The organism is Liquorilactobacillus sp., from assembly GCF_047719775.1.
Lineage (GTDB): Bacteria > Bacillota > Bacilli > Lactobacillales > Lactobacillaceae > Liquorilactobacillus.
Window position 1 is genome coordinate 1 of sequence record NZ_JBDNTS010000029.1, and the last position, 19958, is coordinate 19958.

Sequence of the window (19958 nt, forward strand, 5' to 3'; positions counted from 1 at the left end):
CGACCGCCTCCTAAGCGGTAGGTCATCGGTTCGATTCCGATCAAGCGCATTTTTAGTAATCGTAGATAACAAAAAGAGTTCTACCTCATTGAAGTGCTTCATTATTATTAGAGAAATAATCTAATAATTGTGAGGTGTTTTTTTAGTTACTTTTTTGATAGCAAATCTTTGGAATGCGAGGCATATTCTAGTTATTGTTTTGCGAAATTTGTGGTGACAAGTAAGATTGTATAATCGTTGAGTATAGAGCCAAAAAATAGAATAGGACACTTGGAATTACTGTTTCGATAAGCTTTTGTTTGTAGTACAATTAGTATATCAATTAGATAATATGAGGTGGTTTTTTTGAAGAAATTAAAAGTAATGACGGTTTTTGGAACTAGACCTGAGGCTATCAAGATGGCACCTGTGATATTAGAATTGAAGAAACAAGAAAGTCAATTTGAGGCTATAACTGTTGTGACGGCTCAGCATCGCGAAATGCTGGATCAAGTAATGGCAATTTTCAATATCGTGCCTGACTATGATCTCAATATTATGAAAAGAAATCAAACATTAGGAGATATTACCGCTAATGTTTTGAAGTTGTTGGATGAAGTATTAGAGAAAGAAAAACCTGACGTAGTTTTAGTTCACGGAGATACGACGACAACTTTCGCGGCTGGAATAGCGGCTTTTTATCGTCAGATCCCATTAGGCCATGTGGAAGCGGGACTACGGACGTGGAATAAGTATTCCCCTTATCCAGAAGAAATGAATCGCCAAATGACGGATGTTTTAAGTGATTTATATTTTGCTCCTACAAGTCAGAGCAAGGACAATTTACTTAGGGAAAACCATCAAGCTGAGCAGATATTTATAACTGGGAATACAGCAATTGATGCACTTAAGGAAACAGTGACAAATAATTATCAACACAGTGTATTAGACGAAGTAGATGAGCAAAATAAATTAATATTATTGACTATGCACCGCCGTGAGAATCTTGGGAGACCAATGGAGCAGGTATTCGGGGCCGTACGCAAAATTGTTGAGCAAAATCGAGATGTTGAGGTTGTTTATCCAATGCATTTGAATCCGAAGGTTAGGGAGATTGCCAGACGTATACTTGGGAACACTGCGAGAATTCATTTGATTGAGCCTTTAAATGTTGTTGATTTTCATAATCTCTGTGCCAGAAGCTATTATATTATGACTGATTCGGGTGGTGTTCAAGAAGAAGCACCAGCGCTTAAGAAACCAGTCCTTGTTTTACGTGATACGACTGAGCGGCCAGAGGGTGTTGCAGCAGGAACATTAAGACTCGTTGGAACAAATCAGGCAGAAGTTGAAAAGAATATGGACTTGCTGTTAAATAATGATGAGGTTTATCAAGCAATGGCAGAAGCAAAGAATCCATATGGTGATGGTCATGCAAGTGAAAGAATTCTAAAGGCAATTGCGTATTATTTTAGTACAGATATTACACGACCAGCTGATTTTTAAGCAGCAGTTGGATTTGCAGGGGGAAGATATTATGAGAGAAGAAATTGATCGTTTCGGATTTAAGAATGAAGAACAAGTATTTCATCGGTATTTTCCAGTGTATACAGTTGCTTTGCGCTACTATCCAGAAATATATTCTCTTCTTGAAAAACATCCAGATTTAGAGAATCCAAGAACAATTTCTTCAAATTTCAATATTATTTTTGTGATTATTAGATATCAAACAATGGTAAAAAATCTTGTTAATTTGCAAGCTGTTAGCGAAGTTAATGAGGATGCTTCACAAGAAGTCAATGAATTGCGCCAGGTGATAGATACGCTTGATAAGCTCAAGTATCAGATTGCTCACAATCCAGCTTCAGTGAAAAAAGCAATTTTAGTTAAAGATAAAATCTTAGATTTTAATAATTTCAGTAAAAAAGAATAAAAAATTAGTGCTGCTTTTCTATCAGAAAAGTGTGCACTAATTTTTTATTACTAATTCACTAAGGGGTATAAATTATGAATAAGGACGAAAGAATTAAGATATTACGTGATTTGATAAAAATCAACTCAGTTAACGGCAATGAGGCAAAAGTAACAGATTATCTGGTAAGTGTTCTTAAAGAAAAGAAGATTAAGGTGCAGGCAGACTACTTTGATGAAGACAGTGCAAACCTTGTCGCTGAGATAGGTGCAGGCAACGGACCAGTTCTTTGTTTTGAAGGGCATCAAGATACTGTAGCAATTGGAGATGCAAAGCAATGGAAGTATAATCCTTTTGGAGCTGAAGTAATTGGTGATAATCTTTATGGACGTGGTGCAGCAGATATGAAGAGTGGTTTGGCCGCGGCAGTAATCGCAATGATTGAACTGAATGAAGAACGAGGGAAAATTTCAGGCAAAATAAAATTTGTGGCGACCGCAGGTGAAGAATTTGGAGCAAAAGGAGCATATCGCTTAGTTGAAAGTGATGTATTGGACGATGTTTCAGCTATGGTTGTTGGCGAACCTACCGCAGGTGAGATAATTCATGCACATTCAGGATCATTAAATTATCGGATTAAAAGTTTTGGGAAGTCTGTGCATAGTTCAACTCCAGAGAGAGGAATCAATGCAATTATTGGATTGAATTACTTCATTAATGCCGAACAAAAAATATTTGAGAATAGTCCAGTTGACCCAATTCTGGGTGAATTTAAGCACAGTATCACTACAATTAATGGGGGAAGCCAAGTCAATATAATTCCTGACTATGCAGAATTATATGGTAATATTCGGCCAACAATGACATTAGGCAATCAAAAGGTTAAAGAGATGCTTGCTAAAACAATCAAAGAATTAAATACAGAGCATAAGCTGAAGTTGGAGCTCGAAATAGTTCATGATTTCTTTCCAATGAGTACTCCAGTAGAAAGTGGTTTTGTATCGCAGGTAGCTAGAGCGGCAAGAGAACATTTTGGCCCTAAAGCACAATTGGGAATTATCAATGGTGCGACGGATGCAAGTGTCTACGTGCAGAAATATCCAACGCTTCCAGTTGTTGTGTTAGGACCAGATACATGGGAAGTCGCGCATCAGACGGATGAGGCGACTAGTATTACAAGTTATATGAATACAATTGCAACATATAAAAAAATAGCAAAGTTATTTTTTGAATGAAAGATGTATTTTTTTTATTTGTATGAGTCTAGCAACTATAAGCTTAATTAATTAAGTAATAATTAAAGATAGAAGTGAGAGATTAGCATGAAATATAAATATGAGATGGTATACCCTAAGATTGAAGTAACTGATAAAACTCCAATTGTGATGACGCTGCATGGGATGGGTTCGTCATATCTTGACTTGAGACCACTGGTTTCAGTTTTCGGGGAAAATGTAATTGAGTTGCACGTCCAAGGTGATATCAATTACGGAAGTGGATACGCGTACTTTATTCCTGAATTTATAAACAAAACGGAAATAGCGGTTATTGGAAGTGTTATAACAGACATTCATAATCAAGTAGAGACGATTTTGAAACAGGAACGGCTACAAGATAACCCCTTGTTTAGTCTAGGATTTAGCCAAGGAGCAATTATTAATACAGGATTAAGTATCTTTTACCCAAATTGGTTAGATGTAGTTGTGATACTAAGCGCAAGACTGCCTGAATTCTATGTTGTGGAAGCTCGCAAGAATCTTATAGAGGAGCAAATAAGCACGAAAATATTCATCTCCCAAGGGAAAAAAGATCCATTGTTTGTACCAGCAACTGGCCGTGAAATAGCGAGTTTCTTTAAGAAATATGCAGACAATGTTGAGTATCATGAATATCCTAGTGGTCATACCGTAGATCATAATGCACCACAGGATATATTTGAGTGGTTCAATGAATCTTATATTACAAGATAAAGATTGTTAAGGGGCTGGTTCAAAAGTTAAAGCTTGAGCTAGCTTTTTTATTGATTCCGGATAAACATGTTCCATAAGTAAAAATCCTTCGGTGGACTTTAAATTATTCATAGCATGATACTAGCTAAGTTCGTAATTTAGAGTTGGTACTAGGATATAAAGTAGTTTTAGTCGTAGTGATTTCAGATATTAAATTTTAGGCAACTTTTTGTGAAACAATTAGCATGTTATCATGAAGTAAGTAGAATTTGATAGGGGTGTAGTATATGAAAAAAGGTAAAGTCATCACAATCGTTATCGCGGTTGCTCTTTTAATAATTATTATTGTCAGTGGGGCATTTCTAACAATTAGAAGTCGCATACATAATACTGTTAAAGGTACGCAGACTACAGAATACATAACACAAAAGGCGCAACATGTCACACCGCTAACATTGAGCGGGCGCATTGGTCCAAAAGAAGAGCGTGATTTTACGGTAACCAGTAAAGAGTTATCTGCAATGAAGGTCGAGAATGGACAACAGGTTACACAAGGTGAAGTCTTATATACTACTTATAATGAAGCAAATGCAACAGAATTGACTGAGCTAAAAACAACATTGGCAAAGGCACAGCGTGATAAAAATCAAGCAACGCAAAAGCTTCAAACAGCCAAAATAACTTTGAGTAAAATGCAAAAAAATGATGATGGTTATAGTGATGCACAAGATGCAGTTACGAGTGCAACAAATGACTTGGCTGATTTTAATGACAGTATTTCTAGTACACAAATGAAAATTAATCAGCTCAGCAGCAAAGTTTCGCCTAGCATAACAGCACCATTTGCTGGTAATGTGACAGTTACTTATGATCACAACGGAAGTGCAAAAGTAGCAGTAGCATCAACGGTAATGCAGGCAACAGCACAAGTTTCCGAATATGATTATAGCAAAGTCAAGGTAGGAGATAATGTTATTGTCAGAGCTGTTGCAACTGGTAGTGCACAAGAAGCAGCAGTCACGCTTGTTTCGCTTCATCCAGTAAGCACTACTAGTTCTGCAGGTTCAAAATATGATGTCTACGCAACGGTTGATGGAACTAACTTTATTGATGGTCAAACAATTAAGATGAGTATCCCACAGACTGGGATTGTTATTCCAAAAGCAAGCTTGTTTAAAGGCAGAATCTTTGTAGTTCGAAACAATAAAGTTAGTGCTAAGAAGGTGGTAGGAACTGTCAAAGATGGTAGTTTCATAGTAACCTCTGGATTAGATGCAGGTGAAAAAGTTGTGACCAATCCTGATAGTAAGCTCAAAGATGGGGAGAAGTGGCCACAATGATATCGTTAAATAATATTAATAAATACTATAAACAAGGTAGTCAACAGGTTCATATTCTTCATGATATTTCATTGAACATTGAACAGGGAGAATTTGTTGGTATTATGGGACAATCAGGTTCTGGTAAATCGACACTAATTAATATTATCGGTTTCTTGGATCGCGAATATCAAGGTGAGTACATTTTTAAAAAAGATCAGATCAATAATTATAGTAATAAAAAACTTACTGGATTACGTAATAAAAATGTTGGCTTTGTCTTCCAGAATTTCAAACTAATCAAAAACTTGACCGTTGCTGAGAATGTTGCACTTCCATTAATGTACGCGGGTGTCAAAAAAAAGGAAATAATGCGCAAAATTACTGAAGTACTTGAAAAGGTTGGACTTGCTGGATATGAGAAAAGCATACCTACTCAACTTTCTGGTGGGCAGCAGCAACGTGTTTCAATTGCGCGTGCAATCATTGGCAATCCTACATTCTTAATTGCTGATGAACCAACTGGTGCTTTGGATAGTCAGACTTCTAAAGAGATAATGAATTTGTTCAAGGAACTAAATGCAGTTAATAATACGACTATTATTATTGTGACCCATGATCCAATGGTTGGACAGCAAGTGAATCGGTTATTGACGATTCTTGATGGGCGATTGACGTCTGATATGGGGGTAGATAACAATGAAGTATAATGATTTGCTCAAAGTGGCCTTCAAATCTTTGCTGGCCAATAAACGACGCAGTTTTTTGACGATGATTGGAATTGTGATTGGGATTGCTTCTGTAATAACGATTATTGCATTAGGAAATGGTGTTAAACAAAAAATGATTTCGGAGTTTAAAACTAGCAGTTCAGGCGAACAAACTACTGAAATTACCTTCGATGGTAAAGAAAATACTAATACTGGATTCACAACTGCTGATATTAAGCAAATTAAGCAGCACTTTGCTGGTCAGCTTTCGAAAGCGGCGTTCAAAAAGGATACTAGTAACATTTCTGTGAGTGATGCTAGCGTTGGTAATACTAGCGTAGGTGGAAGTTTAACACTCTTGAAGGCACCACTGCCGGCTAATAAGTTGAAGTATGGCAGTAATCTTTCTCAAACAGATCTCGACCTTAATCAGCATGTAGTATTGTTAAGCTTGCGTTATGCAAAGAAGGTCTACAAGTACGCAAATAATGCGCTTGGCACAGCAGTCAATATTAACGGGGTCTCCTATCGAGTTAAAGGCATATTTAAGCAGTCAAGCTACAATAAGTATAGTGCAGACTTTCTTCTTTCGAACAAGACATACTATGCAGGTGTTAAGCTGAATGAGGCTAATACATTGAAGCTGACGGTTGCTAAGGGCTATGGGGCATCCAGTGTTACTAAAAAGGTTGTCAGCTATCTTAAAAAGCACGGAGAAAATCGACATGTTGGCAATTATTCTTATTTTGATGAGGGGGCAATTCTGAAGTCAATCTCAACTGTAATGGATGTCCTCACATATTTCATTAGTGCCATTGCAGGAATTTCATTATTCATTGCAGGCATTGGGGTAATGAATATGATGTATATCTCTGTTTCCGAACGGACACAAGAAATCGGAATTAGATTAGCTGTTGGTGCAACACAAAAGAATATTTTATGGCAATTTTTGCTTGAATCAATAATGCTGACTGTTGGTGGAGGAATTACTGGTTTTGTGATTGGTTGGATGCTTTCCTCACTTATCTCATTACTAATTCCCTATCATATTCATGCGGTTGTGACTTTTGGAAACTTCTTATTAGCATTTGGAGTATCAACAGCAGTCGGAATAATTTTTGGAATGTTACCTGCGTCACAAGCAGCTAAGAGAAACTTAATTGATATTTTACGCTAATGGATTAAAAATATGAAAATTGAATTATTTTGATTTTTTTACAAGTATTTGTTCCAAATAAAGGAAACAGGTCAGAAGTTGAATTTTGATCTAGTTTTCTTTATTTTTTTGTATAAGTAGTTCTATGAGTCAGAACTTGAGTATGCCCTTATAATACATATTAATTTCCCTGATAATAGCTCTTAACTTGACAGATAATATAAATTTGAATTATTATTCTTATGTGGTGACACGGTGTCACTGGAAATGTAAGGAGGGAATTATGTGGTTTTAGAAACATTTAAAAACTTGAATACTGAAAAGAAAAAAAGAATATTCCAAGCAATGCTGTGTGAGTTTGAAAAGTATCCACTGCCTCAAGCACAAGTTGCAAGAATTATTGGGGAAGTTAAGATTTCGAGAGGAAGTTTTTATAAGTACTTCAATGATATCAATGATGCATATTGGTATGTGTATCGGATTGCAATGGAAGAAATTCATAAGCAGACTGTAAGTAAGCAGAAGAAAAAGATTTCTTATCAAGAAATGGTACGCAATTTTGTGGAGCGAACTGCAAATAGTCAGTACTTTAATTTTATTAAAATGCATCTTTGTGTAAATGAGCCGTTAATTAAAAATGAAACAAGGCAAACGTTTGAGAAGCAACCAACTGACTTTGAGGAATGGGCTGTAATGATTTTGTCTCATGAAGTTATCAAGCAAATTCTGCTTGAGCCAGCTGATAAAGAAAAATTGTTAAATTACCTGGATTTAGCTGTCAAGAAAATAGAGAAGGAGGTCTGAAACATGTTCCTTGCATGGAAAGAAATCCGTTACGAGAAATTGAGATATACACTGATTATAGCAATGATTGTTCTAATAAGTTATTTAATATTTATTTTGACTAGTCTTGCGCAAGGCTTGGCTAGGCAGAATACGGATGCGGTTAAATCATGGGATATTCAAATGATTGCTTTAAATGATAATGCTGATACAAGTATGACACAATCTATAATCACAAAGTCACAATTAGCAAAGGTGCAGACTAGTAAGAAAACAGCAATTGTGACACAAGTTCCGGTTATAGTTCGTGGTGCTGGTAATCACAAAGTTAGTGCACAGTTTGTTGGTATAAATAGGGAGCAATTTATCATGAAGAATTTGAAAGTTATAGATGGTAAAAAGCCAACAAAAAATAATGAGGTACTGGTCGATAGTTCATTGAAGCAAGCAGGTTATCAAATAGGAGACAAGATTGAGCTGAATTCGGGTCAATCTAAATTTTCAATTAGTGGTTTTGTAAATAATGCAAAGCTTAATATCTCTCCTGTTATTTATGGGGACAATCATGTAGCCCAAGTATTAAAGAACGCGGGGACAACTTTTGCAGTGAGTGCAGTTGTTTCACAAAATAGTAAAATTATTCTTGGCAAGAATAGTGGTTTAAAGAACTATTCATTAGCAGGTTTTATTAAGAAACTTCCTGGGTATACTGCGCAAACAACGACTTTTATTTTCATGATAGGATTCCTGATGGTAATTTCATTAGTGGTTGTTGCAGTATTTCTATATATTTTGACGATGCAAAAGTTAGAGAATTATGCAGTGTTGCGGGCACAGGGAGTCCCTGTGAGTGTACTTGTGCGAGCTACAATCTCACAGTCATTGTTAATCGTCATTAGTGGATTGATAGTTGGAACTGTATTAACAGGGTTAACTGCAAGTTTTATACCTGCAGCAGTACCAATGTATTTCAGTATTCCGTTGTTGAGTGTGGTGGCTATCGGGTTAGTCATAGTTGCATTATTGGGTGTAATAATTCCGATAAGAATAGTGACGCGTGTTGATCCGGTAACTGTGATTGGAGGATAAATAATGGAGACGGTTATTTTAAGAGGAATCAATAAATATTTTGGTGAGAAGAAGAATCGGATTCATGTTTTAAGCGATATCAATTTCAAAGCATTAAAAGGCGAATTGTGTTTAGTGCTGGGGCCTTCTGGTTCTGGTAAAAGTACTTTTTTAACAATTGCAGGGGGAATACAAACACCGTCTTCTGGAGAAGTACTTATTGGCAACATTAAATTAAATAATTTGAAAGAAAAGCAGAAAGAGCAACTTAGATTAGAAAAAATTGGCTTTGTTTTACAGAATTATAGCTTGGTCCCATATCTTAGAGTTGAAGAACAGTTTGAGTTGGCAAAACGCGTAAAAAAAGAGGGCAACTTGAATACATCTGACTTCGCTGCGATAATTAAACAATTAGGAATTGGAGATTTGTTAAAACAGTATCCGCGTGAATTATCAGGTGGACAAAGACAACGTGTAGCAATTGCACGTGCCCTTTATTCAAATCCGACAATAATTTTTGCCGATGAGCCAACTGCTGCTCTGGACTCTCAAAGAGTTGTCGAAGTAGGAAGACTATTTAGAGATTTAGCACATAAACACGATAAATCAATTATCATAGTGACACATGATTTGCGTTTGAAGGAGTTTGCCGATCGAACTTATGAGATTATGGATGGTAATTTGAGGCAAGGGTAGATAGTGGAAAACAAAATTTTGAATTAATAGACTATATTTAGCTGAAATAAATAAAGAGATCAAGTCAAAAATTAATTTTTTGACTTGATCTCTTTATTTTAATAAGCTTTTTATTTAACGACTAATCTTAGTACCAGCCGCTAGTTTCCCAATGTTTAACAGCATTTACCCATGAACCATAGCGACTAATCACGTAACTATTAGCAACACGTTCTTGGTTAGCGGCAGAGTAATCACCGTTCAAATAAGAAATTGAGAGTTGGTATTTACCATAATATTGACCATTTTGTACTGTATATGAACCACCAGATTCGCGAGCAGCAATCCAAGCACGAGCAGCAGCCTCAGTAGATGATGTACTTGATGTCGTGGATGATGCTACACTTGAGCTAGCAGCTGTCGTGGTACTTGAAGAACTTGCGGCAGGTGTACTAGTCGATGTACTTGTAGCAGTTGTGCTGGTTGCAGCGCTACTTGTACTTGCAGCTGCCGTACTTGTTGTAGTATTGCTTGTGCTTGCAGCTGCTGTACTTGTTGCAGTACTGCTTGCGTTTACGCTAGCAGTAGATGTCGTTGTTGCAGTACTGTTTGTATTTGCAGTTTCGCCGACTTCTAATTTTTGACCAACCACAATTACGTTTGCGTCTTGTAAACTATTTTCTTGCGTAATAGTATCAATTGTAGTGTTGTATTCATTGGCTAACTCAGAAACAGTATCCCCAGCTTTAACTGTAACAGTATCAGCATTTGCAGCAACTGTACCAGCTGTTAACATCCCTGTAACTGTTACAACTGACAATAAAATTTTCTTAATATCCATAGTTATATATTCACTCCTGTTTTTTGCCTTGTAGCATTTGCTACACTTCTTGCGATTTCTAAAGCAAATCGCTTCAACAGTGATTAGTATATACACTTAACATGACAAGAAAATAGCAGTCCTGTTACTATAAGAGCACTTTTTGTAATATTTTATTAGCTTTGTAATATACCGTAATATAAAAAAATGAAATTCTGACAAAAAAATGGTAAGTAATACTAAAGCACTGGTAATTATGAGACGCTCAATCAAATGTGACAAAAACAGCTAAAAAAGTTGGCAAAACATTGAATATTTGCAGAAAAAAATAGAAAAAATATATATTTTTGTTTGACAAGCGTTTTTTTAAAGCAATTAAGGAGATAAATTACAAATATTGCAGCTTTTTGCAACATTTTTAGAAAAGTTTGCGAATTTTGAAAAAAATAACTAGAATTATTATCATAATTACTGTGCCAATCGTAATATTAAGCCAGGCAATTGAGCTCTTTGCAAATGGAAGACCTACATTCATACCGTAAAAACCTGTGACAATAGTCGGAATTGTCAATACTAGTGACCAAACCGTGAGGAACCGCATGACATCGTTTAAATTATTATTGAGTAAGTTATTCGAGGTCGCAGAGATACGCTCAGTAACTTCTAATGCAATTTCGACAGTTTGTTCTGCTTGATGCACTTCGATTGTGATACTGTGCAAGAGCTTTTGTTCTGCTTGTGATAGTTTACGTGAATGCTGATTTTCAGGTATACTTTCAAGAGCTATTAGGTTTGTTTTAATACCACTAGCGATATAGACAAGACTGCGCTCGACATTTGATAATTGAATCAGGTTTTGATTACTTATTTTGTGGTTAAGATTACTTAGATAATGATCACGAGCTTTATTTAGACTATCAATTGCAGCTTGATAGCTGATTGTGGCCTTATAAAGGATGGTTAAAATCAAGGTTATAATTGATGATTCGATATGATTTGCCTTTTCAATGATCCTTGCAGCATCTAGTTCTAAAGAATTAGAGCGAAAGGTAAAGACCGTATTTTTTTTAAACAAAAATGTGATTGGTTCCAAGACAAAACTATTAGTTGCCTCAATTTTTTTTACAGGTACATTATAAATTAGTATCTCAATGCTCTCTTGCCGATCATAGCGAGCTCGTTCATGCTTGTCCATCGCATATGCAATATGTCTGGGATTGAGCTCATGTTTTTCAATGAGTGTGTTTTTATCTGTTTCTGTGATGTCACAGACATCGAACCAGGTGAACGAATCTTTTTTTTCTTCTATTATATGTTTTATAATCATGGCGTTTACCTCTTAACTAGTTGTTACGAAAAATTTTAGCATACTTTTTAAATAGCTGCTTGATTTGTGTAAATTCTAATGGAACACTGAAAGAAAATAGGAAGTACGATATAATTAAGTCAATAATGATGGAGGTGCTCTGATTGGGTAAAATATTCTTGGTAAATGCGGGAAGTTCTTCAGTTAAGTGGCAGTTATTTGAAGCAAGTGATGAAAGTGTTATCGCTAAGGGGCTAGTGGAGCGAATAAATATGCTGGGGTCCTTATTCGAAGTTAAATATGGCAGTAAAAAATATGAAATTAAGATTGATAACTTGTCTTATGAAAAGGCCGCGGCATTAATTTTTGAGAAGTTACAAGACCTTAAAATCATCGAAGACTTGGGAGCGATAGAGGCTGTTGGGCATCGTGTCGTTGCAGGTGGCGAATTATTCAAAGAAGCTGTTGAATTGACAGCTGATAATTTGGACAAGTTGGCTAAAATGAATGATTTTGCTCCCCTACATAATCCAATGGAAGTTAAGTATGTGAATATTATGCAACAAGCATTACCAGAGGTCCCGCAATATGCAGTTTTTGATAGCCAATTCTTTACGGATTTACCTGAAAAAAATGCCGTTTTCAGTATACCTTATGAATATACAAAGAAATTTGGAATTAGGAGGTATGGTGAACATGGAATCAGCCATGAATATATTTCGCAGCGTGCAGCAAGCTTGCTAAATGAGCCACTGGAGTCTTTGAAGATGATAACACTTCATTTAGGAAGTGGGGCATCAGTAGCGGCTGAAAAGAATGGTAAGGCATTCGACACATCAATGGGGTTCACTCCTCTGACAGGATTAACGATGGGGACTCGGGTAGGGGATGTTGACCCTTCAATTATTCCATATTTGATGAAGAAATTGTCGTTGAGTTTGAATGAAGTTCTCTTAATGTTGAATAAAGAATCTGGATTACTTGGTGTTTCTGGAATATCTTCAGATATGAGGGATTTGCTGGCAAATTCTGAACAAGAACAGGTAAAACTTGCCATTGATATTTTTATTAATCGAATAGTTAAGTATATAGGAAGCTATTATGCTGAACTGGGTGGACTGGATGTTCTGGTATTTGCTGGTGGAATTGGAGAAAATAATCGAGAATTACGTAATCTGATTGTTGAAAAACTTCAGGTATTAGGTTTGAAAATCAATCAAGAAGCAAATGAGGGCAACGTAGAAGGTGTAATCTCAGCAAGAGATTCTTCTGCTAAAATAATGATTATTCCAACAAATGAAGAATTGTCAATGGTCAGACAGATATTAGCAGTACGTAATAAGTAGAATTACTTGAGATGCTACTAAATTGAGTAGGCTAAGTAGAAGTTAAATCAATCATTTTAGCTTATGCATATTCTTAGATACAATCATGAAGAGACTAGACCAAGAGGGGACTTTTGAGTGGTCTCTTTATTTGTACAGTGATAAGTAAACAAAGCAAGTAAATGAAATAAATAGCAAATTCAAATATGTTATACTTTTAAAATGAACAAGCGTTCGTAAAAAGGTGGGGATAAAATGCGTTTCTTACATACAGCTGACTGGCATATCGGAAGGAAATTATATGGCTATGATTTAGCGCAGGAGCAGGAGCATGCTTTTGCAGAAATTACGAAAATTGCACTGGAAAAAAAAGTCGATGCAATTGTAATTGCAGGCGACTTGTATGACAGAGCTTTGCCAAACGAAGACTCTGTAAAGCGGTTGAACAAAATGATTATAGAGCTAAATCTAAAATTAAAGAAACCAATTTTGGCGATCAGTGGCAACCATGATTCAGCAGTGAGATTGAATACTGGGCGGGAATGGTTCAAAGCAACACAGTATTTCCTGAATACAAGTATTGCTGAAGCAATGGTGCCTGTCGAATTCTCAGATACACAGTTCTTTTTATTACCATATTTCCAAATATTCCAAGCTAGAAATTTTTTTGCAGACGAGTCATTGACTGATTTATCGGTTGTCATGAAAAGAATAATTAAAAGAATGAAAGAAAATTTTGCTCCAGATAAAAAACATGTGTTAGTTGCACATTTCTTTGCAGCTGGCAGTACTAAAACTGATTCTGAAACGAAGATTGAGGTGGGAGGATTAAATGCTGTACCGCTAGACTTGCTCTCTGATTTTGATTATGTAGCTCTAGGCCATCTTCATGATGTTAATGCGTTGCATGAGGAACGAATCCGATATAGTGGTTCTCTAGTCAAATTTTCGGTGTCGGAGGCGAAGACTGCTAAGGGGGTCTGGATTGTTGATACGAATCCTTTCCATTCGGATTTTATTACTATCGAACCACTTAATGATATTGTATTGTTGAAAGATTCTTATGAAAAATTGATTTCGCCAAGTGTATATAATGAAGTAAACAATGAAGATTTTGTAGCAATTACATTGGAAGATAAGGCGGTTATCCCTAATGTTATGAATAATTTGCGTGAATTCTATCCTAAGATAATCAGTTTAAGCCGTGAGAACCAAATAATAGAGCTGCCAGAGAATGAAGCTATTGCACTTGAATTAGATCCGATGAAGTTATTAGCAAATTTTTTTGAGGATATGACGGGCGAAAAGATGACAGAGCAGCAAAAAAAATGGGCAATTAGCGGTCTTGAACGTGTGACTGGCGGTGAAAAAGAATGAAACCAATGCAAATAAAGATGACCAACTTTGGACCTTATGCAGAACAAGAAATTGATTTTACACGATTTGCCGAACAACCGTTCTTTCTAATTAGTGGCAAGACCGGTAGTGGTAAGACAACAATTTTCGATGCTATGTGTTTTGCACTATTTGGAAGTACCTCGGGTGATGATCGTGAGGCGGAAGCGATGCGCTCAGGTTTTGCAAAGGAGTCCGCGGTGACAGAAGTCGAATTTGTTTTTGAACATCAAGATAAAATTTATCATCTTAAGCGTCAACCTAAACAAGTGATCGTCAAAAAAAGAGGGTCAGGTACGAAAGTTCAAAATATGAAAGTGTTGCTAAGTTATCAGAATGATGATGGTACAGAAGTTGAATTAAATAAAGTAGGGATGGTCAACAAATTTATTCAAGAATTGATCCATTTGACCCTTGAACAATTTACACAGATAATTATGTTGCCACAAGGAAAATTTCGCAATTTCTTAGATTCGGATAGTAATGAAAAAGAAAAACTATTACGTGAATTGTTTGCAACAAGTTTGTTTAAGAATTGGACGGATGAAATTCAAAATCAAGCAAAAGAAACCCATAGTCAAACCCAAGAAAAACAGCATGAGATTGATGTTTTAAAAAGTCAAATTTCTGAAATCGATAATAAACTTGATGTAGCGGGGTGGCTAGTAGCTGCAAATAAAGAAAATAGAGTAATTGAACGGATTAGGGATGCTTCTAAGTTAAAATTAGCTAATATTGAAGGGAAAGTCGCTGATGCACAAAAAGCTTTATTGCAGAACCAACTTCTATTACAGGACTTTGAAACATTGGAGACGACCGAAAAAAGTTTATTTGCATTTAGAAATGATAAGTGGCTCGAAGATGAGGAAGAAAAAATAAGTGAGCTAAAATGGTATCAGTCAAATGAGCAATTGGTTTTAAAACTTGAAGACCTGCAATTATCCTACACAAAAATAAAGGATAGATTTGAAAAGACGATTGCAGAGAAAGTAGCTGTAAAAGAGGAACTTAGGAGCACTCAAGAGAATAATGAACTGTTAAAGGCAAGAGATAGCGAGATTAATTCTTTGACTGATGATGTCAGACACTTAAGAGACAAGAAGGCTTATGTTGAGAAGGCAGCTCAATTAGAAGTTAAACGAGTAACTGCTGGAGATGAGGGTAATTCACTTAAAAACAAAATCAGTAAGTTAGAGAAAAAATTAGTTTTAGATGGGGCAAATATTGAAAAACAACAAGAAATTATTGAGTTGAATGAAGGTATTCCAGAAAAAGAATTAAAATTGCAAGAAGCAAGAAGTAATCTTACCAAAGCTGATGAATTAATAGAACAAATGAAAGAAAATGAGTCTAAAGTTGATAATCTAAAGCTGATTTTAACAGGGCAAAAAAGTATTTTAGATGATAAGAAGCGGCTGATTAAAATTGCAAAGGAAAGGTATGCCGATTTGGATGCTGCATTAGCAAGAAATCAAATAATTATACTAAGCAAGAAGCTGAAGCCAGGGGAACCTTGCCCATTGTGTGGTTCAGTAGAACATCCGCAAGTAATGAGAACAGATGAAACGTTGGTTGAGGTAACAGCAGATGATGTTAGAGATGCAGCAAAAAGGCAACAGGATCTATTGCAGCGTAGTGGTGAAATAGTAGGCAAGATTGCTATTAATAAGGAAAGAATTACTGAATTAATTAAAAGCTTGGAGCAAGATGAAAAGAAGTTAGGCAGTGTTTTGAATATTCAGGAGATCAGCTTTACAGAAATGTTGGAATTAGTTGTTAAATTGAAAAATAATTTGAATACTGAATTTCAAAAGCTGGAAATGAAAAAGCAAGATATTGAAGATGCACGAATAAAAAATGACTTTTTGTTGCATGAAAAAGCAAAATCTGAAGAAGAAAGGAAATCATTAAGAGAACAAGAACGTACGGTTAAACTCGACATCGCTAAGCTTGAAGCAGAATTGACAACTGTGTATGCTGAAATACCAAGTGGTATTACTTCATTGCAGCAGTTAGAAACACTTATATTGGAAAAACAACGAGTAATTGCAGACTTTGAAACAGAAAAACAAAAGGTTATTGTTGAAATAACGAGACTTGATAACAGCTTAACGATTCTTACAGAGAGACTTGAAGGCCTTAAAAATACGAATGATTCTTTAGTGGAGGGTTTGCAGCAAAATACTGAAGAGCTCAATAAAGTTATGATTAAACATAATAAGAATTTGACCTTTGCTAAGATGCAGACTGGAATTGGCAGAATAAGCGAGATCGTAACAATTGAGTCCCAAATTAGAGATTATCAGAATAGAATGGTTGAATTAAAAACGCAAATTGCTGACTTAAAAATGAGAACGGATGGGAGAAATATTCCAAATATTACGAAGTTGGATGAAAATCTGGTGCAATTAAAGCAGGATAAACAATCTGCTTTTGCGGAATATGAAAAAGATTCACAGGAATATGTTGAATTATTCAAGGTAATTCAAGCTGTCAGTGAAAAATGGACTGAATACCAAGCAAAACTTAAACTCGATGCCCAATGGAACCAGTTATTAGAAGTGATTGGTGGAAAGGGAAAAGTCAAATTAGGTTTAGAACGCTACGTATTGCGGAGATATCTGCAACAAGTGCTGCAAGTGGCTAATATCAAATTGATGAATTTAACAAATGGACGGTATCATTTTGAACTTGATAGGAGTAATGGAACTTATGCTACAGATACAGGACTTGAGTTGGATGTTTTCGATGTTGATCTAGGTAAGCTTAGAAGTGTCAAGACACTTTCTGGGGGTGAGAGCTTTATTGCAGCTTTGTGTCTAGCTCTTGCACTGGCTGAAGTCATTCAGAGTATAAATGGGGGAACACAGATTGATGCCTTATTTATTGATGAGGGTTTTGGTGCATTGGATGATGATTCATTGCAAGTTGCATTAGAAGCACTCCAGACCTTGGAAGGAAAGAGCCGCTTGATTGGAATAATTAGCCACGTGAGTGCGTTACGTGAACAATTGCCGGCACAGTTGAGAATAGAATCTAAAAATGGTCGCAGTGTGGCACATTATATTTTTGATTTTGAAGAGATACCAACTCATAGATAGACATTTTTTGATCTAAGGTATAATATTATTATTGAGAATTATTATCATCTATACTATTGAGGAGTGAATGTGATGGCAACGCAGGAACAAAATACTTTGCTAGTAGCTGCGGATAAGCTAAAGAACAACAAAATTAAAAATACGCCACAAAGACAGGTAATCCTGTCGTATTTAATGACATCACATGCTCATCCATCGATTGAGATGATTTTCAAGTATGTCAGAAAAAATGGTTTTAGTGTTAGTTTGGCAACTGTGTATAATACACTACAGCTGTTTGTAGATCATAATTTGATAATTGAGATTGCGGCTGATAGTGGTGGACATATGCGCTATGATTATTTCGAAATACCTCACTATCATGTGATTTGTGTTAATTGCAATAAAATAGTTGATGTTTTTGATGATTCATATAAGAAGAATGAAAAAATTGCTACGGCCAAGACTGGCTATCAGGTCTTGAATAGTCAGTATGAGGTTTACGGAATCTGTCCGGAGTGTCAGGCGAAGCTCAAGAGCAAAGCGGTTAAAATTTAATTGACACATGGATACGTCTAAGCTATACTTTAGTTACTAAAAAGCACTGAGATAGATAGTAGGAAGATAATCACTGATTAAGAAACTTGATGGGGCTGTGAATCAAGATAAATTATTCTTCTGAATTACACTATTGAGCTAGAATTTGGTTCACCTCTTTATCGGTGTAAGAGCTGGTCATAATCATGACAACTTGGGTGGTAACGCGGAATTTATTTCGTCCCTAATACTATTATAGTATTAGGGACTTTTTTATTTTAGGAGGAAGAAAATGAACATTATTGATGAACTGGTATGGCGTGGTGCGATTAACCAAATGTCAGACGAAGAAGGATTAAGAAAAAAGGTTGAAGAAAAATCAATTGGGGTCTACTGTGGTGTTGATCCAACTGGTGATAGCCTGCATATTGGACATCTTATCCCATTTATGATGCTCAAGCGGTTCCAGATGGCTGGTCATCGTGCGCATATTATAATTGGTGGAGGTACTGGTTCAATAGGTGATCCGTCTGGTCGAAGTTCAGAGAGAGTTTTGCAGACAATGGAGCAGGTTCATCACAATGAAGATGCACTGACGGCTCAGATGGAACATCTTTTTGGTAAGGACAATATAACTGTTGTGAATAATTATGATTGGCTATCCAAAATCGATTTGTTAAGTTTCTTACGTGATTATGGAAAATTATTCAGCATAAATACAATGCTGAATAAAGAAGTGGTCTCAAGCCGGTTAGAAAGCGGAATTTCTTTTACAGAATTCACGTATCAGATTTTGCAGTCAATTGATTTTCATCATCTATTGAAAGCAAATGATGTCGAATTACAAATTGGTGGTGCTGACCAATGGGGAAATATTACTGCTGGAATTGATATGATTCATAAGATTGAAGGATCTGATACAGCAGCGTTTGCATTAACAATTCCTTTGATGTTAAAGGCTGATGGAACTAAATTTGGTAAAACTGCTGGTGGTGCTGTTTGGCTGGATCCTGAGAAGACAACCCCATATGAATTTTACCAGTTTTGGTTGAACCAAGATGATCATGATGTGGTGAAATACTTGAAATACTTTACCTTTTTGAAGAAAGAAGAAATCGAAAAACTGGCCAAGAAGGTTGCTGATGAACCTGAAAAACGTGAAGCACAAAGGAGATTGGCTGAAGAAGTAACCGCATTTGTACATGGGGAAGATGCAGTGGCTCAAGCAGAACATATTTCAAAGGCTCTTTTTTCTGGAGATGTTAAGATGTTAACGGCTGCTGAAATAAAGCAGGGTTTTAAGAAGATGCCAACAGTTGAGGTTGAGAATGAACCAATGAATATTATTGATTGGCTTGTTTCAACACAGATTGAGAAATCTAAGCGTCAAGCCCGTGAGAATGTTACCAATGGAGCTATCTATATAAATGGAGAAAGAATTCAAGAACTAGACTATATGGTTAATCCTGCTGAGTCATTTGAAGGAAAGTTTATAATCGCACGTCGGGGCAAAAAGAAATATTTTCTTGCTAAGGTAAAATAAAAGAAAGCTTTATTCCAAATTTGACATTTTTTCGGAATGAAGCTTTCTTTTTTATTTTGTTTGCACCAAATCACGAATAATTTTTATTTATACAGTAAAATAGTTAGGATATTCAAAAATGAGTTTACTTGATATTTCATTTTGCTTTTTTATTTTATAATTTTTTCTTGACGTCACAATTATGAGAGCGTATAGTAATCAATGTTGTTGCAACAGATTAAATTTTTCTTTGATAAATAAAAGTAGATATTTGTTGACAATAGTTGCTTTATCGTCTATAGTAATACAGACAAACAAATAAAATATATTAATTCAATTTTTGGTTTTTTATACATTTATTTGTAAGGTAGACCTTTGAAAACTGAACAAAGTTTCGACAAATCAAATGTGTAGGGTCTCTT

The 19958-nt window shown here is 35.8% G+C and carries 17 protein-coding genes; 15 read left to right on the forward strand and 2 right to left on the reverse strand.

Going from position 1 to position 19958, the window contains the following annotated elements; genetic code table 11:
- Nucleotides 1–345 precede the first annotated feature (345 nt).
- The 10 genes from wecB (at nucleotide 346) to ABF682_RS11075 (ending at nucleotide 9572) form a co-directional block, all read left to right on the forward strand.
- Nucleotides 346–1485, forward strand: coding sequence for a non-hydrolyzing UDP-N-acetylglucosamine 2-epimerase (gene wecB, locus ABF682_RS11030; protein WP_415619826.1), 1140 nt, complete (start codon nucleotides 346–348; stop codon nucleotides 1483–1485).
- 31 nt (nucleotides 1486–1516) lie between these two features.
- Nucleotides 1517–1912 carry a hypothetical protein gene (locus ABF682_RS11035; RefSeq protein WP_415619827.1) on the forward strand — a complete coding sequence of 132 codons (396 nt, stop codon included), beginning with the start codon at nucleotides 1517–1519 and terminating at the stop codon, nucleotides 1910–1912.
- 74 nt (nucleotides 1913–1986) lie between these two features.
- Nucleotides 1987–3126 (forward strand): ArgE/DapE family deacylase, encoded by a 1140-nt coding sequence (locus ABF682_RS11040; RefSeq protein WP_415619828.1) that lies wholly within the window; start codon nucleotides 1987–1989, stop codon nucleotides 3124–3126.
- An 87-nt stretch (nucleotides 3127–3213) separates the two neighbouring features.
- On the forward strand, nucleotides 3214–3861 hold the full coding sequence (locus ABF682_RS11045) for an alpha/beta hydrolase (protein WP_415619829.1): 648 nt from the start codon (nucleotides 3214–3216) through the stop codon (nucleotides 3859–3861).
- Nucleotides 3862–4127: 266 nt separating this feature from the next.
- Nucleotides 4128–5180 carry an efflux RND transporter periplasmic adaptor subunit gene (locus ABF682_RS11050; RefSeq protein WP_415619830.1) on the forward strand — a complete coding sequence of 351 codons (1053 nt, stop codon included), beginning with the start codon at nucleotides 4128–4130 and terminating at the stop codon, nucleotides 5178–5180.
- A complete protein-coding gene (locus ABF682_RS11055; RefSeq protein WP_415619831.1) occupies nucleotides 5177–5869 on the forward strand; it encodes an ABC transporter ATP-binding protein in 693 nt (230 codons plus the stop codon). The genes ABF682_RS11050 and ABF682_RS11055 overlap by 4 nt, the downstream gene beginning before the upstream one ends.
- Nucleotides 5859–7046 carry an ABC transporter permease gene (locus tag ABF682_RS11060; protein ID WP_415619832.1) on the forward strand — a complete coding sequence of 396 codons (1188 nt, stop codon included), beginning with the start codon at nucleotides 5859–5861 and terminating at the stop codon, nucleotides 7044–7046. The genes ABF682_RS11055 and ABF682_RS11060 overlap by 11 nt, the downstream gene beginning before the upstream one ends.
- Nucleotides 7047–7310: 264 nt before the next feature.
- A complete protein-coding gene (locus tag ABF682_RS11065; RefSeq protein WP_415619833.1) occupies nucleotides 7311–7829 on the forward strand; it encodes a TetR/AcrR family transcriptional regulator in 519 nt (172 codons plus the stop codon).
- A 3-nt stretch (nucleotides 7830–7832) separates the two neighbouring features.
- Nucleotides 7833–8897 carry an ABC transporter permease gene (locus ABF682_RS11070; RefSeq protein WP_415619834.1) on the forward strand — a complete coding sequence of 355 codons (1065 nt, stop codon included), beginning with the start codon at nucleotides 7833–7835 and terminating at the stop codon, nucleotides 8895–8897.
- A 3-nt stretch (nucleotides 8898–8900) separates the two neighbouring features.
- Nucleotides 8901–9572: an ABC transporter ATP-binding protein gene (locus ABF682_RS11075; RefSeq protein ID WP_289981349.1), complete on the forward strand. Its 672-nt coding sequence runs from the start codon at nucleotides 8901–8903 to the stop codon at nucleotides 9570–9572.
- Between the two features lie 127 nt (nucleotides 9573–9699).
- Here ABF682_RS11075 and ABF682_RS11080 read toward each other — a convergent pair whose 3' ends face one another.
- Entirely contained in the window at nucleotides 9700–10392 is a 693-nt protein-coding gene (locus ABF682_RS11080) for a LysM peptidoglycan-binding domain-containing protein (protein ID WP_289981346.1), read from the reverse strand.
- Nucleotides 10393–10789: 397 nt separating this feature from the next.
- Nucleotides 10790–11698: a magnesium transporter CorA family protein gene (locus ABF682_RS11085; protein WP_415619835.1), complete on the reverse strand. Its 909-nt coding sequence runs from the start codon at nucleotides 11696–11698 to the stop codon at nucleotides 10790–10792.
- 143 nt (nucleotides 11699–11841) lie between these two features.
- Here ABF682_RS11085 and ABF682_RS11090 point away from each other — a divergent pair, with 143 nt between their 5' ends.
- The 5 genes from ABF682_RS11090 to tyrS all read left to right on the forward strand — a co-directional run bounded on the left by ABF682_RS11090 (nucleotide 11842) and on the right by tyrS (nucleotide 19557).
- Nucleotides 11842–13023 carry an acetate/propionate family kinase gene (locus tag ABF682_RS11090; protein WP_415619836.1) on the forward strand — a complete coding sequence of 394 codons (1182 nt, stop codon included), beginning with the start codon at nucleotides 11842–11844 and terminating at the stop codon, nucleotides 13021–13023.
- 234 nt (nucleotides 13024–13257) lie between these two features.
- Nucleotides 13258–14379 (forward strand): exonuclease SbcCD subunit D, encoded by a 1122-nt coding sequence (locus ABF682_RS11095; RefSeq protein WP_415619837.1) that lies wholly within the window; start codon nucleotides 13258–13260, stop codon nucleotides 14377–14379.
- Entirely contained in the window at nucleotides 14376–17498 is a 3123-nt protein-coding gene (locus ABF682_RS11100) for an AAA family ATPase (RefSeq protein WP_415619838.1), read from the forward strand. The genes ABF682_RS11095 and ABF682_RS11100 overlap by 4 nt, the downstream gene beginning before the upstream one ends.
- Before the next feature lie 72 nt (nucleotides 17499–17570).
- Nucleotides 17571–18035, forward strand: a complete 465-nt coding sequence (locus ABF682_RS11105) for a Fur family transcriptional regulator (RefSeq protein ID WP_289981332.1) — start codon at nucleotides 17571–17573, stop codon at nucleotides 18033–18035.
- A gap of 271 nt (nucleotides 18036–18306) precedes the next feature.
- On the forward strand, nucleotides 18307–19557 hold the full coding sequence (gene tyrS, locus ABF682_RS11110) for a tyrosine--tRNA ligase (protein ID WP_415619839.1): 1251 nt from the start codon (nucleotides 18307–18309) through the stop codon (nucleotides 19555–19557).
- Nucleotides 19558–19958 lie beyond the last annotated feature (401 nt).

Coding starts and splice junctions, on each gene's coding strand:
- ABF682_RS11085 (WP_415619835.1), bottom strand. CDS start 11,698: ATGATTATAAAACATATAATAGAAGAAAAAAAAGATTCGTTCACCTGG.
- ABF682_RS11070 (WP_415619834.1), top strand. CDS start 7,833: ATGTTCCTTGCATGGAAAGAAATCCGTTACGAGAAATTGAGATATACA.
- tyrS (WP_415619839.1), top strand. CDS start 18,307: ATGAACATTATTGATGAACTGGTATGGCGTGGTGCGATTAACCAAATG.
- ABF682_RS11080 (WP_289981346.1), bottom strand. CDS start 10,392: ATGGATATTAAGAAAATTTTATTGTCAGTTGTAACAGTTACAGGGATG.
- ABF682_RS11035 (WP_415619827.1), top strand. CDS start 1,517: ATGAGAGAAGAAATTGATCGTTTCGGATTTAAGAATGAAGAACAAGTA.
- ABF682_RS11055 (WP_415619831.1), top strand. CDS start 5,177: ATGATATCGTTAAATAATATTAATAAATACTATAAACAAGGTAGTCAA.
- ABF682_RS11060 (WP_415619832.1), top strand. CDS start 5,859: ATGAAGTATAATGATTTGCTCAAAGTGGCCTTCAAATCTTTGCTGGCC.
- ABF682_RS11095 (WP_415619837.1), top strand. CDS start 13,258: ATGCGTTTCTTACATACAGCTGACTGGCATATCGGAAGGAAATTATAT.
- ABF682_RS11075 (WP_289981349.1), top strand. CDS start 8,901: ATGGAGACGGTTATTTTAAGAGGAATCAATAAATATTTTGGTGAGAAG.
- ABF682_RS11105 (WP_289981332.1), top strand. CDS start 17,571: ATGGCAACGCAGGAACAAAATACTTTGCTAGTAGCTGCGGATAAGCTA.
- ABF682_RS11045 (WP_415619829.1), top strand. CDS start 3,214: ATGAAATATAAATATGAGATGGTATACCCTAAGATTGAAGTAACTGAT.
- ABF682_RS11050 (WP_415619830.1), top strand. CDS start 4,128: ATGAAAAAAGGTAAAGTCATCACAATCGTTATCGCGGTTGCTCTTTTA.
- ABF682_RS11040 (WP_415619828.1), top strand. CDS start 1,987: ATGAATAAGGACGAAAGAATTAAGATATTACGTGATTTGATAAAAATC.
- ABF682_RS11100 (WP_415619838.1), top strand. CDS start 14,376: ATGAAACCAATGCAAATAAAGATGACCAACTTTGGACCTTATGCAGAA.